This is a genomic window from Leucobacter muris (assembly GCF_004028235.1).
Taxonomy (GTDB): domain Bacteria; phylum Actinomycetota; class Actinomycetes; order Actinomycetales; family Microbacteriaceae; genus Leucobacter; species Leucobacter muris.
The window spans coordinates 385,804-399,293 of sequence record NZ_CP035037.1 but is presented as its reverse complement, the minus strand read 5'-3'; the positions used below and the strand labels follow the sequence as shown (position 1 = coordinate 399,293).

The window sequence follows — 13,490 nt, the reverse complement described above, 5'->3', positions numbered from 1 at the left end:
ATCAATCGGCTGATCGATCTCATCGCCGATGCACCCATGAGCCCGCTCGGGAGGCTTGCGGCGCGCCGCCTCGGCCGCCCGGCTCCTCGAGGCAGTGTGCCCACGACGTCGTTCGCCGAGAAACCGACGCGTCTGCTGATCGCGCCGGTCAACTACTCGGGCCAGGCGTTCGCCTGGGCGAGGGCGCTCGAGGCCGCCGACACCGGCATCTCGGCCCGAAACATGGCGTTCGACGTGCCCGGCGGGTTCGACTTCGAGGCCGACCTGCTCGTGCCGGTCGGCACCTACCACAACGACCCCGACTGGCAGCGGCGGCAGTTCGAGGCTGCGACGCGCGGCACCCACGTGCTCATCGAGGCCGAGGAACCGCCGTTCGGGCGGCTGATGGGCCGATCCGTCGAAGTCCAAGCGCAGGCGCTGATCGACCACAGCGTCGACGTGGCCTACCTGGCTCATGGCACGGACGCTCGGCTGCCGTCGCGACACATGCGCGAGCATCCCCTCTCCTACTACGACGATCCGGCGGTATACGTGCCTCGCGCCGAGCAGCTCGCGGCTCGCAACATCGCGCTCCTCGAACGCAGCGGTCGTCCGGTCTTCGTCTCGACGCCGGATCTGCGAAGCGATCTGCCCGACGCGTTCTGGTGCCCGGTCGTGGTCGATCCGCAGCGGTGGGCCGCCGACGCTCGGGAGGAGCGCCCCGCGGGAGCACCGCTGCGCGTCGCTCACGCACCATCGGTCGCAGCATACAAGGGCACTCCGCTCATCATGCCGATGCTCGAGCAGTTGCAGGCCGAGGGGCTGATCGAGCTCGATCTCATCCAGGGCGTGCCCTCGGCCGAGATGCCCGCGAGGTTCGCCGAGGCCGACGTGGTGCTCGACCAGTTCCGCACGGGCTCGTACGGGGTGGCCGCCTGCGAGGCGATGGCCGCGGGTTGCGTGGTGGTCGGCCAGGTCTTCGAGCGCGTGAGGGCCGACATTCTCGCGGCGACCGGCCTGCAATTGCCGGTGATCGAGGCGAGTGTGGGTACGCTTGAAGTCGTGTTGCGTCGTCTCATCGCGGCTCCCGATCTCTCACGCGAACGCGCTCGCAGCGTCGAGTTCGTAAGCGCGGTGCACGACGGGCGCTATTCGGCCCGTGTGCTGCAGCAGCACTGGGTCTCACGTTCGGCTCGGAAGGAGGGGTTCGATGCATCCGGCAGCTGAGCGCCTCTGGAAGCTCGTTCCGAAGTTCGGGCAGGACGCGATCGCGTCGACCGTCGATCGGCTCAAGGGCGTCACGCCTCCCCCGCCTCCCCTGCCCGACGAGGGCAAACCGGTGCGGCTCTTCATCGGCCCCGTGAACTACGCGGGCCAGGGTTACCAGTGGGGCCGCGCGGTGGAGACGAGCGGCGAGGTCTCCTCGCGCAACTACGTGCACGACGGCAACAACGTGCTGCACTATCCCGCCGACTACACCGTCTCGTGGCGCACGACCGAGCACTCCCGAGCCTGGCAGCGGGCCATGATTGACACACTCGCCGAGCACTACACCCACGTGCTCATCGAAGCCTGCTATCCCGTTCTCGGCGGCATGTTCTCGGGCGACATGCGCCGTCAGATCGCGCGCATGCGGGAGGCCGGGCTGAAGGTCGCCTTCGTCGGCCACGGCACCGACGTGCGCCTCCCATCCCGACACGCCGAACTCGACGAGTGGTCGTACTTCCGCGACTCCGAGTGGGTCGACCCCCGGCTCGTCGAACCCGTCGTCGCCGAGAACCTGCGGCTCATCGCAGACACCGGCGCGCCGGTATTCGTCTCGACCGCTGGCCTGCTCCTCGACCTTCCCGAAGCCCACTTCCTCGGCGTCATCATCGACCCCGAGCGCTGGGCGAACGACGCGCCGCTGCTCGAGCGCGAGCGCATCAAGGTCGTGCACGCCCCGACCAACCCGATCCCCAAGGGCACCACGTACGTGGCCCCGGTCGCCCAGAAGCTCCACGACGAGGGGCTCATCGAGTACGTCGAGCTGCAGGGAGTGCCGAACCACGAGATGCCCGCGGTGTTCGCCGACGCCGACGTGGTGCTCGACCAGTTCCGATCGGGCGACTACGGCGTAGCCGCTTGCGAGGTGATGGCGTCGGGTCGCATCGTGCTCGCGCACGTGAGCGATCAGGTGCGCGGTGAGGTCGAACGCCACGCCGGGATGCCGCTGCCGATCCACGAGACGACCGTCGAGTGCGTCGAGGCGACGCTGCGCGACATCGTGGCTCGTCGTGAACACTACCGCGAGATCGCGCGAAGGGGCCCCGAGTTCGTCAGACGGCTGCACAGCGGCGGGTTCTCCCGCGACGTGCTCATGCAGAACTTCCTGGAGGCATAGTGCGCGTCGTCATCGTCTCCCGCATCTACCGGCCCGAGCCCGCCGCCGCCTCGCTGTTCCTCGGCTGCGTCGCCGACGCCCTGCGCGAGCAGGGCGTCGAAGTAGAGGTGCTCACCGCCAAGCCCCTGCCCGGGCAGGGCGACGGCTCCCGCGGCGAGCGCATCCGCACCTTCCCCGTCATGCGCGACCGCAGCGGCTACGTACGCGGATACGTGCAGTACATGAGCTTCGACGTTCCCCTCCTCTTCCGACTGCTGTTCGCTCGGCGCCCCGCTGTCGTCTTCGTCGAGCCTCCGCCCACCACGGGTGCGGTGGTGCGGCTCGTCTGCGCGATCAGACGCATCCCCTATGTCTACGATGCGGCTGATATCTGGGCTGACGCCGCGGCCTACATGCAGACCTCCCCGCTCGTGGTGCGAGTCCTGCGCCGCGTCGAGCGCTTCGCGCTGCGAGGAGCGCGCGCGCTCGTGACCATCTCGCAGGGCGTCGCCGATCGTGTGCGCTCGCTCGGGGTGCGGACTCCCACCACGGTCTCCGGTTTCGGCGCCGACACGCTGATCTTCCGGTACGTCGAGGCGCCGACCGAGCCCGTATTCCTCTACGCGGGCACGTACACCGAGTTGCACGGCGCATCGATCCTCATCAGCGCGTTCGCCCGCTTCTCCGAGACCCACGCCGGCTACCGTCTGCGCTTCATCGGCAACGGCACCGGTCAGGACGAGATGCGGCATCAGGCCCGAATTCTCGGCGTCGAGCTCTCGGTCGACTTCGTGAGCCCGATCCCCGCGGCAGAGCTGCAGCCGGAGTTCGCCCGAGCGGTGGCGAGCCTCTCCACGCAGTTCCCCGAACCCGGCTACCGCTACGCGTTCACCTCGAAGATCTACTCCTCGCTCGCGGTCGGCTGCCCGGTGATCTTCGCCGGCCCGGGGCCCACGGGCTCCTTCATCGACCAGGCCGCCGAGCAGATCGAGGTCGGCTGCGCGGTCGACTACGAGATCGAGGCGATCGCAGACGCGATGCGGAAGGCCGCCGACCACCCGCTGCCGGCCGAGCGTCGGCGCGCGCTCGCCGAGTGGACCGCCGAGCACCACTCGATGAGCTCGGTCGCCGCGCAGGTCGCCGGGGTCATCGCCGACACCGCCCGCGAGAGCGGGCGAGACCAGCGGCGATGAGCTCCTTCTTCTCGAGGGCGGCCGCCTGGGCGATCAAGCACCGCTCGAAGCTGCCCTCCTGGGCGCAGCGCCTCATGGAGTCGGCGGCCCGCAACCCCGACGGGTTCATGGGGCGCATGACCGGTCGCCTGCTCGGAGGGGGCGACGCACCCAACACGACCGCACCGGAGGCCGACGTGCGCGTGTACATCGCCCCCACCAACTACGCGGGTCAGGGGTACCTCTGGGCGAGGGCGCTCGAGGCCGCCGACGACCGGGTCGGCGCCCGCAACATGGCCATCTCGCTCCCCGGCGATTACGCCTTCGAGGCCGACACCCCGGTGCCCATCGCCGCATTCAACTCCTCCGCCGAGTGGGGCGAGCTCGAGTGGGAGGCGGCGCAACGGTTCACCCACGTGCTCGTCGAGGCCGAACGACCGATGTTCGGGCGTCGCTTCGGCCATGACCTGCGCGCCGAGGTGGCGGCGCTCGAGGCCGCCGGAGTCTCTGTGGCATATATCTGTCACGGCAATGATATCCGCGATCCCGATCGCCACGCCGCCCTCACCCCCTGGTCGCTGTTCCCCGACGATCCCCGCACCGACTTCTTCCGGTCGGAGGCCCGGGCGAACCTCGCGCTCCTCACGGAGCTCGGCGGCCCGGTCTTCATCTCGACGCCGGATCTCAGCGCCGACGTGCCCGACGCCTCCTGGTGCCCCGTCATCGTCGATCTCGTGCGCTTCGGCGGCGAGACCCCACCCGTCTTCGCGCGCGATCGCGTGAGCGTCGTGCACGCCTCGAGCGACCCGTTCGGCAAGGGCTCCGACTACATCGAACCGGCGCTCGAGCCCCTCATCGCGTCGGGCCTCGTCGACTACCGTCTGGTCACGTCGACGCCCGCCGCACAGATGCCATCCGTCTTCGCCTCCGCCGACATCGTCATCGACCAGTTCCGGGCCGGATCCTACGGCGTCGCGGCCTGCGAGGCCATGGCCTCCGGCCGAGTGGTCGTGGGCCATGTCATGCCCCTCGCGCGCGAGTTCATCACCCGGCAGACGGGTCTCGAGCTGCCGATCGTGGAGGCCACCCCCGATACGCTCCGCACGGTCGTCGAAGAGCTGGCCGCCGACCCCGCTCGGGCGCGCGAGATCGCGGAGGCCGGCCGTCGGTACGTCTCCGCCGTGCACTCCGGGGCCGAGAGCGCCCGCGCGCTGGTCGAGCGCTGGATCGGGGCCTGAGCTGCCTGCGTCTCTGCCGTCGCGTTCCTACCAGTTCAGCACGAGACCGCCCCACGACAGGCCCACGCCGAACCCGAGCAGCATCACCCGCATGCCCGGCTTCAACTCGCCCGCCCGAACCGCATCGGTCAGAGCGATGGGGATCGTCGACGACACCGTGTTTCCCGACTCGGCGAGCGAGACGAAGAACTTCTCCTCGGGCACCTTGAGCTTCTTGCGCAGGTGCTCGAGCATGAAGGCGTTCGCCTGGTGGAAGACGAAGAGATCGATGTCGTCGAGGCCGAGCTCGGCCTTGGCGAGGATCGTGTCGACCGACTCGGGCACCACGCGCAGCGTGAAATTGAAGATCTCGGGGCCGTCCATGTAGAGGTCGTAGCCGTTGCTCTCGAGCCCGCGCTCGGCGGCCGGGGACTTCGCCTCGATGTCGGCGCCCTGCCGCATGCCGCCGTGGGGCACCACGAGCTTGCCGGCCCCCGAGCCGTCGGTGCCGTAGGTGATGGCCGTGATCCCCGACGCGTCACTCTCTTGAGCCGTCACGAGCGTCGCCGCAGCTCCGTCGCCGAAGATGGTGCGCACGCTCTTATCGCTGGGGTTCACGAACTTCGTGTACGTGTCGGCCGTGACGATCAGCACGTTCGAGACCTGCCCCGACTCGATGAGGCCCTTGGCCTGGCCCAGCGCGTAGATGTATCCCGAGCAGCCGAGGTTCAGGTCGGCGGCGCCGGCGCTGCTGCGCAGACCGAGCCCCTCGTGCACGATGCAGGCCGTCGTCGGCAGATAGAAATCGGGGCTCTGGGTGCAGACGATGAGGTAGTCGATCGATTGGGGATCGATGCCGCGCCCGCTCAGCAGCTTGCGCCCCGCGGCGATCGCGAGGTCGGAGGAGAACTCGTCGTCGCCGGCGATGTGCCGGCGGTCGATGCCCGTCTTCGCCGAGATCTTCTCGACACTCCACTCGGGGAACTCGGCCGAGAGATCCTCGTTGGAGAGGACCCGCTCGGGAAGGTGGTAATCGACCGCGGTGATACGTGCCTGCATGCTTCAGATCCTACCTCCCGGCGCGGAGCCGCCGCGCGATCCGCGTGCCCGCTCGGAGCAGAGGATCAGTGGGCGGTGTAGCCGCCGTCGACCACCAGGGTGGTGCCGGTGACCCACCGCGAAGCGTCCGAGAGCAGGAACAGCACCGCGTTCGCCACGTCGTCGGCCGAACCGATCCCCATCGGATGCTCGGCCTCAATGCTCTGCCAGGCGGCCTGCCCCACCTTGCGGCGCAGCTCCTCGGTGAGCGCGGTCTCGACGATGCCGGCCGCGACGCTGTTCACCCTGATGCGCTCGTGCGCGAGCTCCAGAGAGAGCGAGCGGCCGAGCGACGACACGGCGGCCTTCGTCGCGGCGTAGACGCTCACGCCGGCCTCGCCGACGAGGCCCACCGCTGACGACATCAGCACGACGCTGGCGCGCTCTGCCCGCACCTTCGGGCCCCGGAACGCCTTGGTGAGCAGCACGCTGCTCGTGACGTTCGTCTCGAAGAGGGAGGCGATCTGCTTCGCGGAGGTCGCGCGCAACGGCGTGGTCGCGTGCGCGCCGGCCGCGTGCAGCAAGCCGTCGAGCGGTCCGACCGCCTCGACGGCCTCTCGCATGAGCCCCGCGTAGCCGGCGTGCTCCGAGAGGTCGAAGGGCAGCAGGAGATGTCCTTCGCCGTCGAGCATGCTCGCGGTCTGCTCCAGGGCGTCTCGGCGACGGGCCACGAGCACCACCCGGGCCCCCGCGCGGCTGGCGAGCACCGCGGTGGCCCGGCCGATGCCCGAGGACGCGCCGGTGATCAGCAGCGCGCGATCGCGCAACTGGAGGAAGTCGATCACGACTGGGCCGTGATCAGCGCCTGCAGGTCGTCGACGGTCACGGCCTTGGCGAGCTCGTCGGCATCGATCTGCACGCCGAGGCGCTCATCGATCTCGGCGATGAACGCCAGATTGGCGAGGGAGTCCCACCCCTGGGCCTCGAGTGTCTCCGTCGCCGAAGCCTCTTCGACCTCGAGGATCTCGGCAACGAGCTCGAGCAGTGCGTCTTTTTCCATGGGGCTAGCCTAACAAGCCGCCCGGGCCTTCGCGTCGCGCGCGTCCTTCCACCGGCGCATACGACGCTCGACCGGGTGCTCGATGAAGCGGTAGAGCGCCCACGCGAGCAGCAGATCCACGGCGAACAGCACGGCGAACCAGACGACGTTGCGCCAGCTCGGCTCCTGATAGCCGAACACCCGCAGGGCGAGGTAGATCACCGTCGCGTGCACGAGGTAGAAGGCGAACGACCACTCCCCGAGCTTCACCTGCCAGCGGCTCTCGAAACCCGAGCGCTTCCCATCGAGCGCACGGCCCGTGAGCGACACGATCGCGAGCCCCACACCCACCGTGATGAACTCGTTGCCGAAGACACGCAGCGGCAGCAGCACGCCGAGCGCCTCGCCGACGGCCATCCCCAGCACGAGCGCGAGGAGCACCCCCACCCCGACCACCGGGTGCACCCGGGGCCGCCAGCCCGCTCGGATCGCCCAGGCGATCGCCATGCCCAGCACGAACTCGGGCAGACGCGTCACCGGCATCGGAACGACCGCCAGCCAGGACTCGGGCCAGAGCGTGACGCCGAGCCGATACGCGAACGCCCAGGCCACGGCGACGCTTCCGACGACGAGCGCGCCGCGCTTCGCGAGGGGCAGCAGGACCTTCGAGAGGAACGGATGCAGCGCGTAGAAGAAGAACTCGACCGTGAGCGTCCAGGCTGCTGGATTGCCCGAGAAGAGGATTGCCGGGTTGGCCCACCAACCCTGGATCACCAGCACCGAGAGCAGCAGCACCCCGACGTCGAGCGGTTTCAGGAAGCTGCCCTCCGGGATCGTGCCGAGGGTGTAGAAGACGGGTACGGCGAAGAGCAGCGCAACGATGTGCGCCGGCCAGATGCGCGCGAAGCGCCGCCAGTAGAAGGTGCTCAGCGGTACTCCCGGGCGCAGCGACCACGTCAGCACGAACCCGGAGAGCACGAAGAAGAACGTCACGCCGAAGTAGCCCTGGTTGAAGACCGTCGAGATCGGTCCCGGCAGGGGCGCGAAGACCCGCATGTGGAAGAAGAACACCGCGAAGGCCGCCCACCAGCGCAGGCCGGTGAGCGCGTCGAGCCTCGGCATTCTGCGTTCGAGTATCGCCGGGTTGCCGAGCGTCACAGGTTCTCCCGCGTGTGTTGTACTGAATTCAGACCGTGCTAACTGTACCCGAAGCGCGCAGGCGCGGCCCTCGCGCTACCATCGAAGGCATGCCCGAACCCCTCGTCGACCTCACCATCGCCGTGCACTCGCGCACCCGGCCCATCGCACGCGCGGCGGCATCGGTGCTCGACCATACCGAGGCTCCCGTGCGCGTCAACGTAGTCGCCCACAACATCGATCCCGAGGTCATTCGCGAGAACCTCGGCGGCTACGCCGACGACCCCCGTCTGCGCCTGCTGCACCTCGCAGACGGCATCCCCTCCCCCGCCGGCCCCATGAACCACGGCTTCGCGAACTCCACCGCGCCCTACATCTCGGTGATGGGCTCCGACGACGAACTCGCCCCCGGCGCCATCGATTCGTGGCTGGCCCTCGCCCGTCGCACCGGCGCGCAGATGCTACTCGCACGAATCCAGCTGCCCGACGGTCGCATCGACCCCTATCCGCCCGTGCGCAACGGCCGCCGCACGGAGGGCCTCGACCCGCTCAAGGACCGCCTTCCGTACCGCAGCGCACCTCTCGGGCTCATCGAGCGTCAGCGCTTCGGCGGGCTTCGCCTCACCGAGGGGCTGCCGTCCGGCGAAGACCTCGCCTACTCGCTCACGGTGTGGTTCACGGCCGATCGCCTCGCCTACGACCTGCACGGACCCGCTTACATCGTCAACGCCGACGCCGAGGACCGCGTCACCTCGGCACCGCGCGCGGTGTCGGAGGACTTCCGATTCCTCGACGAGGTCGAGTCCTTCGAGTGGTTCCGCACCGCGAAGAATGCGGTGCGCCGCGCCATCGTGGCGAAGCTGATCCGCATCCACCTCTTCGACGCGGTGCTCGTGCGCACCCGCACCGCCGAGCAGATCGCCGAGAACCGAGCCGATCTGGTGGCGCTCGTCGACCGCTTCGAAGCGCTCGCCCCGGGCGTCGCGTCACTCCTCTCCCTCGCGGATCGCGCTGTGATCGATGAGGTGCGCTCCGCCGGCGCCACGCCCGAACGCATCGTCGGGCTGCTGGAGGCACGGCTCAAGTACCTCTCGATCCCCACTCTCATGCCGCGCAACCCGTTCAAGGCGCTGCATCAGCAGGGCCCGTTTCGCACGCTGTTCGCGGGCTTTCGCATCATGAACAGCGCGCCCGCGGCCTGATCGGCGCGGGCCGCGCTTCCCTCGGGGACCGACGCGGCTAACGCACCTCGCCGGCGAGACCCGCGAGAGCGACCTGCTCGCCGAAAGCGGGGTGCTGACGCGCGACCTCGGCGAACGTGCCGTGCGCGACGATCACCCCGTCGTCGAGGTAGCAGACCCGGTCGTAGTCCTTGATCGTCGAGAGCCGATGCGCGACCGAGATGAGCGTCACCTCGCCCTGCAGCTCCTTGATCGCCCGGGTCACCTCGTCCTCGGTCTTGGTGTCGAGCGAACTCGTCGCCTCGTCGAGCACCAGCACCAGCGGGTCGGTGTACAGGGCGCGGGCGATCCCGAGCCGCTGCTGCTGGCCTCCCGAGAGCGAGACGCCCCGCTCACCGATGCGCTCGTCGATGCCGCCGGTGCGGTCGGCGATGAGCGAGCCGAGCTGGGCGCGCTCGAGGGCGTACGCGACGCGCACGCGATCGATCTCATCGTCGGTCCAGGTGAGAGCCACGTTCTGGGCGATGGTGCCGTCGAAGAGCGCCACCCGCTGCGGCACGTAGCCGACGCGGCCGCGCCACTGGCGCAGCACCGACTGCAGAGGCTCGTCATCGAGCTCGATATCGCCGGACGTCGCCTGACTGAGGCCGAGCAGCAGGTCGATGAGCGTCGACTTGCCGGCGCCGGACGGGCCGACGATGCCCACGGAGCTGCCGAGCGGGATGTCGAGGGTCATGCCGCGGATCACGTCGACCGCGGCGCCCGGGTAACGGAAACGCACATCGTTGAGGCTCAGCAGCCTCGGGCTCTGCGAGAGCTCGGCGGTGTCCGCCGGGGTCTGAGAGGTCTTCATATCGCGCTCGGCCGCGATGAGGTCGCCCACCACGTCCTTCGCCCCCGGCATGCTCGCGGTGGCCTGCACGATTCCGCCCTGCACACCCGTGAGCGCGGGGATCAGGCGGAAACCGGTGGTGGCGAACAGGGCCACCGACGCGAGGGCGGCCTGCATGCCGCCCTGGAAGTATGAGAAGCCGCCGATGAGCGCGATGCCGCCGAGCAGTGCGGCCTCGTAGGCGAAGCCGGGCAGCACGCCGAGGAAGGAGCCGTTCGCGCGCGCCCTCGTACTGTGCCTGCGGTTCGCGGTGACGAGGTCGGCGACCTCGCCCAGGCGGTTGCGCAGGCTGAGCTCTTTGAGCGCCTCGATCATCTCGGTCATGAGGTTCGCCACCCGATAGCTGTACATCAGGTTCACCTCGCCGGCCTCGAGCGCGCGTTTCGTGACCACGAAGTGCACGACGAGCATCACCAGCGAGAGGTAGACGAAGGCGATCACCGAGGTCGCCGGGTCTGCGACCACGAGCACGCCCAGCACCAGCACGAAGGTGAAGAACGAGCTCGGGATGCGCATGATGGGCAGCACGAATCCGGCCATGGCGTTGGCGATGCCCGCGTCGGCGATACGGGTGATCTCGGCGATCGAGCGCTTCGAGCGCTCCTCCCAGCTCGAGCCGATGTACGCGCGGAAGAGCCGGTCGCCGATCTCGAGTTCGTACTTCGCGAACTTGCGCGTGGCGAACCACTGCAGCACGACGTTGAGCACCGACTTCAGCAGCATCAGACCCAGTGAGATGAGCACGAACAGCGGTGCGGCCTCGGGCTGCAGCTCACCCACCACCGGCAGTTTGATGGTGGTGCCCGCGATCGCCGGCCCGATCACGATCGCGAGCAGCGACATGCCGATCGCGTCGAGGGCGGTGATCAGGCTCGTGGCCACGATGTAGCCGACGAAGTAGCGCTGCGCGCCTGCGGGGAGCAGGGGCAGCAGCTGCCTGAGAACGCGCCAGATCTCTTTCATGCGGTGAGGATCAGGCGCCCGCGTTCACCACGGCGGTGACCGCCGCGACGATGCGCTCGATGTCGCCCTCGGCGAGCGAGGGGTGCACGGGCAGCGAGAGCACCTCGCGCGCGGCGCGCTCGGTCTCGGGCAGCTCGAGCCCCGGTGCGAACTTCGTCAACGAGGGCAGGCGGTGGTTCGGGATCGGGTAGTACACGCCCGAGCCCACACCGTGCTCCTCTTTGAGGGCGACATGGATACGATCGCGTTCCGCGGCGTCGAGGCGCACGGTGTACTGGTGGTAGACGTGCACGGCGCCCTCGGCGACCTTCGGGGTCTGCACGCCCGAGAGGCCCGCGAGGCCCTCGTTGAGCGCTGCGGCGTTGCGCTGGCGCTGAGCGGTCCAGCCGTCGACCTTGGTGAGCTGCACGCGGCCGATCGCGGCGTGGATGTCGGTCATGCGGGCGTTGAAGCCGATGACTTCATTCTCATACTGCTTCTCCATGCCCTGGTTGCGCAGCAGCCGCACGTTGCGGGCGATGTCGCCGTTCGCGCACGAGACCATGCCGCCCTCGCCCGACGTCATGTTCTTCGTCGGATAGAGGCTGAACATCGCGAAGTCGCCGAGGGTGCCGACCTGGCGGCCGTTCCAGGAGGCGCCGTGCGCCTGGGCCGCGTCCTCGTAGATCGCGAGACCGTGCTGCTGGGCGATGGCCTCGATCTGGTCGACGAGGAAGGGGTGTCCGTAGAGGTGCACGGGCATGATGCCCCTCGTGCGCGGCGTGATGGCGGCGCGCACGGCCTCGGGGTCGAGGGTGAAGTAGTCGGGCTCGATGTCCACGAAGACCGGCGTGGCACCCGTGAGCGCGACCGAGTTGCCCGTCGCGGCGAAGGTGAAGGACGGCACGATGACCTCGTCGCCGGGGCCGACGCCCGCCGCGAGCAGCCCCAGGTGCTGGCCGCTCGTGCCGGAGTTCACCGCGACGACCTCGCGGCCTCCCGTGAAGTGCGCCGAGAACTCCTGCTCGAACGCCGCGACCTCAGGGCCCTGGGCGATCATGCCGGAGCGCAGCACTCGGTCGACGGCCTCGCGCTCCTCATCGCCGACGATCGGCTTGGCTGCGGGAATGAAATCCGTCATCGAAAGATCCTTACTCTCTCTTCTCAGGCAGGGTCGCCGTGCTGGGCGTTCCCGTCGATCCTACTCCGGCAGGCGTGTCAGGCGCCGATGACCAGCCGGGGCACACCCGTCCATCTGGCGGGGTCGGTGACGTTGCGGCCGTCCGCGAAGAGCTTGATCTCCGGGAAATCAGCCGGACCGAGCTCGAGGTAATCGGTGTGATCCGCCTGGAGGATGGCGATATCGACCGGATCGCCGAGGGTGTGGGCGGCGAAGCCGTAACGTTCCAGCTCCTCGCCGCTGAACAGCGGATCGTGCACCGTGACGACGGCACCGCGTCGGCGCAGTTCCTCGACGGTGGGGAAGACGCCTGAGACGGCCGTCTCCTTGACGCCGCCGCGGTAGGAGGCGCCGAGCACGACCACTCGCTGGCCGTCGAGGTCGCCGATGGTCTGCTCGACCCGCTCGACCACGTACGCGGGCATCGTCTCGTTGTAGTCGCGAGCGGTGCGCACGATGTCGGCGTCGGGGTCGGTCGAGAGGTAGAGCCGCGGGTAGACGGGAATGCAGTGCCCGCCCACGGCGATGCCCGGGCCGTGGATGTGGCTGTAGGGCTGGGAGTTGCAGGCCTCGATGACCCGGTAGACGTCGATGCCCGCTTTGTCCGCGAAGCGCGCGAACTGGTTCGCGAGACCGATGTTGACGTCGCGATAGGTGGTCTCGGCGAGCTTCGACATCTCGGCGGCTTCCGCGGTGCCGAGGTCCCAGACGCCGTTCGGCCGGGGCAGGTCGTCGCGCTCGTTGAAGGTGAGCACCGAGTTGTAGAACTCGATCGCGCGAGCGGTGCCGGCTTCGTTCAGGCCGCCGACGAGCTTCGGATACTTCTTGAGATCGGCGAACACGCGCCCCGTGCGCACGCGCTCGGGCGAGAACACGAGGTGGAAGTCGGTGCCCTCGGTGAGACCCGATACCTGCTCGATGAGCGGCTTCCAGCGATCGCGGGTCGTGCCCACGGGCAGCGTGGTCTCGTAGGAGATCAGTGTGTCGGGAGTGAGGTGCTCGGCCAGCGAGCGCGTGGCCGCGTCCATCCAGCCGAAGTCGGGCTCGCCCGTCTGCTCATCGACCAGCAGGGGCACGACGAGCACGACGGCGTCGGCGTCGGGAATGCCCTCGGCGTAGTCGGTAGTCGCCCGCAGGCTGCCGGCGGGAACGAGCTCGGCGAGCTTCTCCGCCAGCCCCGCCTCGCCCGGGAAGGGCTCCGCACCGCTGTTGATGCAGTCGACGAGATCCCGGTTCACGTCGATGCCGACGACCTGATGCCCCATGGATGCGTACTGCACGGCGAGGGGGAGGCCGATTTTTCCGGTGGCGACGACAGCGATTTTCACGGCACAAGTCTAACGGCATGCCC

At 69.0% G+C, this 13,490-nt stretch carries 12 protein-coding genes; 5 read left to right on the top strand and 7 right to left on the bottom strand.

Features of this window, described 5'->3' with window-relative positions; all coding sequences use genetic code 11:
* Window positions 1–36: 36 nt before the first annotated feature.
* Genes Leucomu_RS01780 through Leucomu_RS01765 form a run of 4 tightly spaced genes read left to right on the top strand, consistent with a single transcriptional unit; the run spans window position 37 to window position 4,751 of the window.
* Window positions 37–1,206 carry a glycosyltransferase gene (locus Leucomu_RS01780; RefSeq protein WP_164884490.1) on the top strand — a complete coding sequence of 390 codons (1,170 nt, stop codon included), beginning with the start codon at window positions 37–39 and terminating at the stop codon, window positions 1,204–1,206.
* Entirely contained in the window at window positions 1,190–2,362 is a 1,173-nt protein-coding gene (locus tag Leucomu_RS01775) for a glycosyltransferase (RefSeq protein WP_031290106.1), read from the top strand. The genes Leucomu_RS01780 and Leucomu_RS01775 overlap by 17 nt, the downstream gene beginning before the upstream one ends.
* Window positions 2,362–3,534, top strand: coding sequence for a glycosyltransferase (locus tag Leucomu_RS01770; protein WP_128386151.1), 1,173 nt, complete (start codon window positions 2,362–2,364; stop codon window positions 3,532–3,534). The genes Leucomu_RS01775 and Leucomu_RS01770 overlap by 1 nt, the downstream gene beginning before the upstream one ends.
* Entirely contained in the window at window positions 3,531–4,751 is a 1,221-nt protein-coding gene (locus Leucomu_RS01765; protein ID WP_128386150.1) for a glycosyltransferase family protein, read from the top strand. The genes Leucomu_RS01770 and Leucomu_RS01765 overlap by 4 nt, the downstream gene beginning before the upstream one ends.
* A 27-nt stretch (window positions 4,752–4,778) precedes the next feature.
* Here Leucomu_RS01765 and Leucomu_RS01760 read toward each other — a convergent pair whose 3' ends face one another.
* The 4 genes from Leucomu_RS01760 to Leucomu_RS01745 all read right to left on the bottom strand — a co-directional run bounded on the left by Leucomu_RS01760 (window position 4,779) and on the right by Leucomu_RS01745 (window position 7,965).
* The gene (locus tag Leucomu_RS01760) at window positions 4,779–5,789 is read right to left on the bottom strand and encodes a 3-oxoacyl-ACP synthase III family protein (RefSeq protein WP_128386149.1); all 1,011 of its coding nucleotides are present in this window, start codon (window positions 5,787–5,789) and stop codon (window positions 4,779–4,781) included.
* 65 nt (window positions 5,790–5,854) lie between these two features.
* On the bottom strand, window positions 5,855–6,613 hold the full coding sequence (locus tag Leucomu_RS01755; RefSeq protein WP_128386148.1) for an SDR family NAD(P)-dependent oxidoreductase: 759 nt from the start codon (window positions 6,611–6,613) through the stop codon (window positions 5,855–5,857).
* Window positions 6,610–6,828, bottom strand: coding sequence for an acyl carrier protein (locus tag Leucomu_RS01750; RefSeq protein WP_017884419.1), 219 nt, complete (start codon window positions 6,826–6,828; stop codon window positions 6,610–6,612). Before Leucomu_RS01750 ends, Leucomu_RS01755 begins: the two co-directional genes overlap by 4 nt.
* 9 nt (window positions 6,829–6,837) lie before the next feature.
* A complete protein-coding gene (locus tag Leucomu_RS01745) occupies window positions 6,838–7,965 on the bottom strand; it encodes an acyltransferase family protein (RefSeq protein ID WP_228407192.1) in 1,128 nt (375 codons plus the stop codon).
* Window positions 7,966–8,054: 89 nt separating this feature from the next.
* On the opposite strand from Leucomu_RS01745, the gene Leucomu_RS01740 reads away from it, so the two are divergent.
* Complete coding sequence (locus tag Leucomu_RS01740) at window positions 8,055–9,146, top strand: glycosyltransferase (protein WP_128386147.1); 1,092 nt, start codon at window positions 8,055–8,057, stop codon at window positions 9,144–9,146.
* A gap of 37 nt (window positions 9,147–9,183) precedes the next feature.
* Here Leucomu_RS01740 and Leucomu_RS01735 read toward each other — a convergent pair whose 3' ends face one another.
* The 3 genes from Leucomu_RS01735 to Leucomu_RS01725 all read right to left on the bottom strand — a co-directional run bounded on the left by Leucomu_RS01735 (window position 9,184) and on the right by Leucomu_RS01725 (window position 13,467).
* Window positions 9,184–10,980, bottom strand: a complete 1,797-nt coding sequence (locus tag Leucomu_RS01735; RefSeq protein ID WP_128386146.1) for an ABC transporter ATP-binding protein — start codon at window positions 10,978–10,980, stop codon at window positions 9,184–9,186.
* A 10-nt stretch (window positions 10,981–10,990) separates the two neighbouring features.
* Complete coding sequence (locus tag Leucomu_RS01730; protein ID WP_017884415.1) at window positions 10,991–12,100, bottom strand: DegT/DnrJ/EryC1/StrS family aminotransferase; 1,110 nt, start codon at window positions 12,098–12,100, stop codon at window positions 10,991–10,993.
* 77 nt (window positions 12,101–12,177) lie between these two features.
* On the bottom strand, window positions 12,178–13,467 hold the full coding sequence (locus Leucomu_RS01725; RefSeq protein WP_031290103.1) for a nucleotide sugar dehydrogenase: 1,290 nt from the start codon (window positions 13,465–13,467) through the stop codon (window positions 12,178–12,180).
* Between the last annotated feature and the right edge of the window lie 23 nt (window positions 13,468–13,490).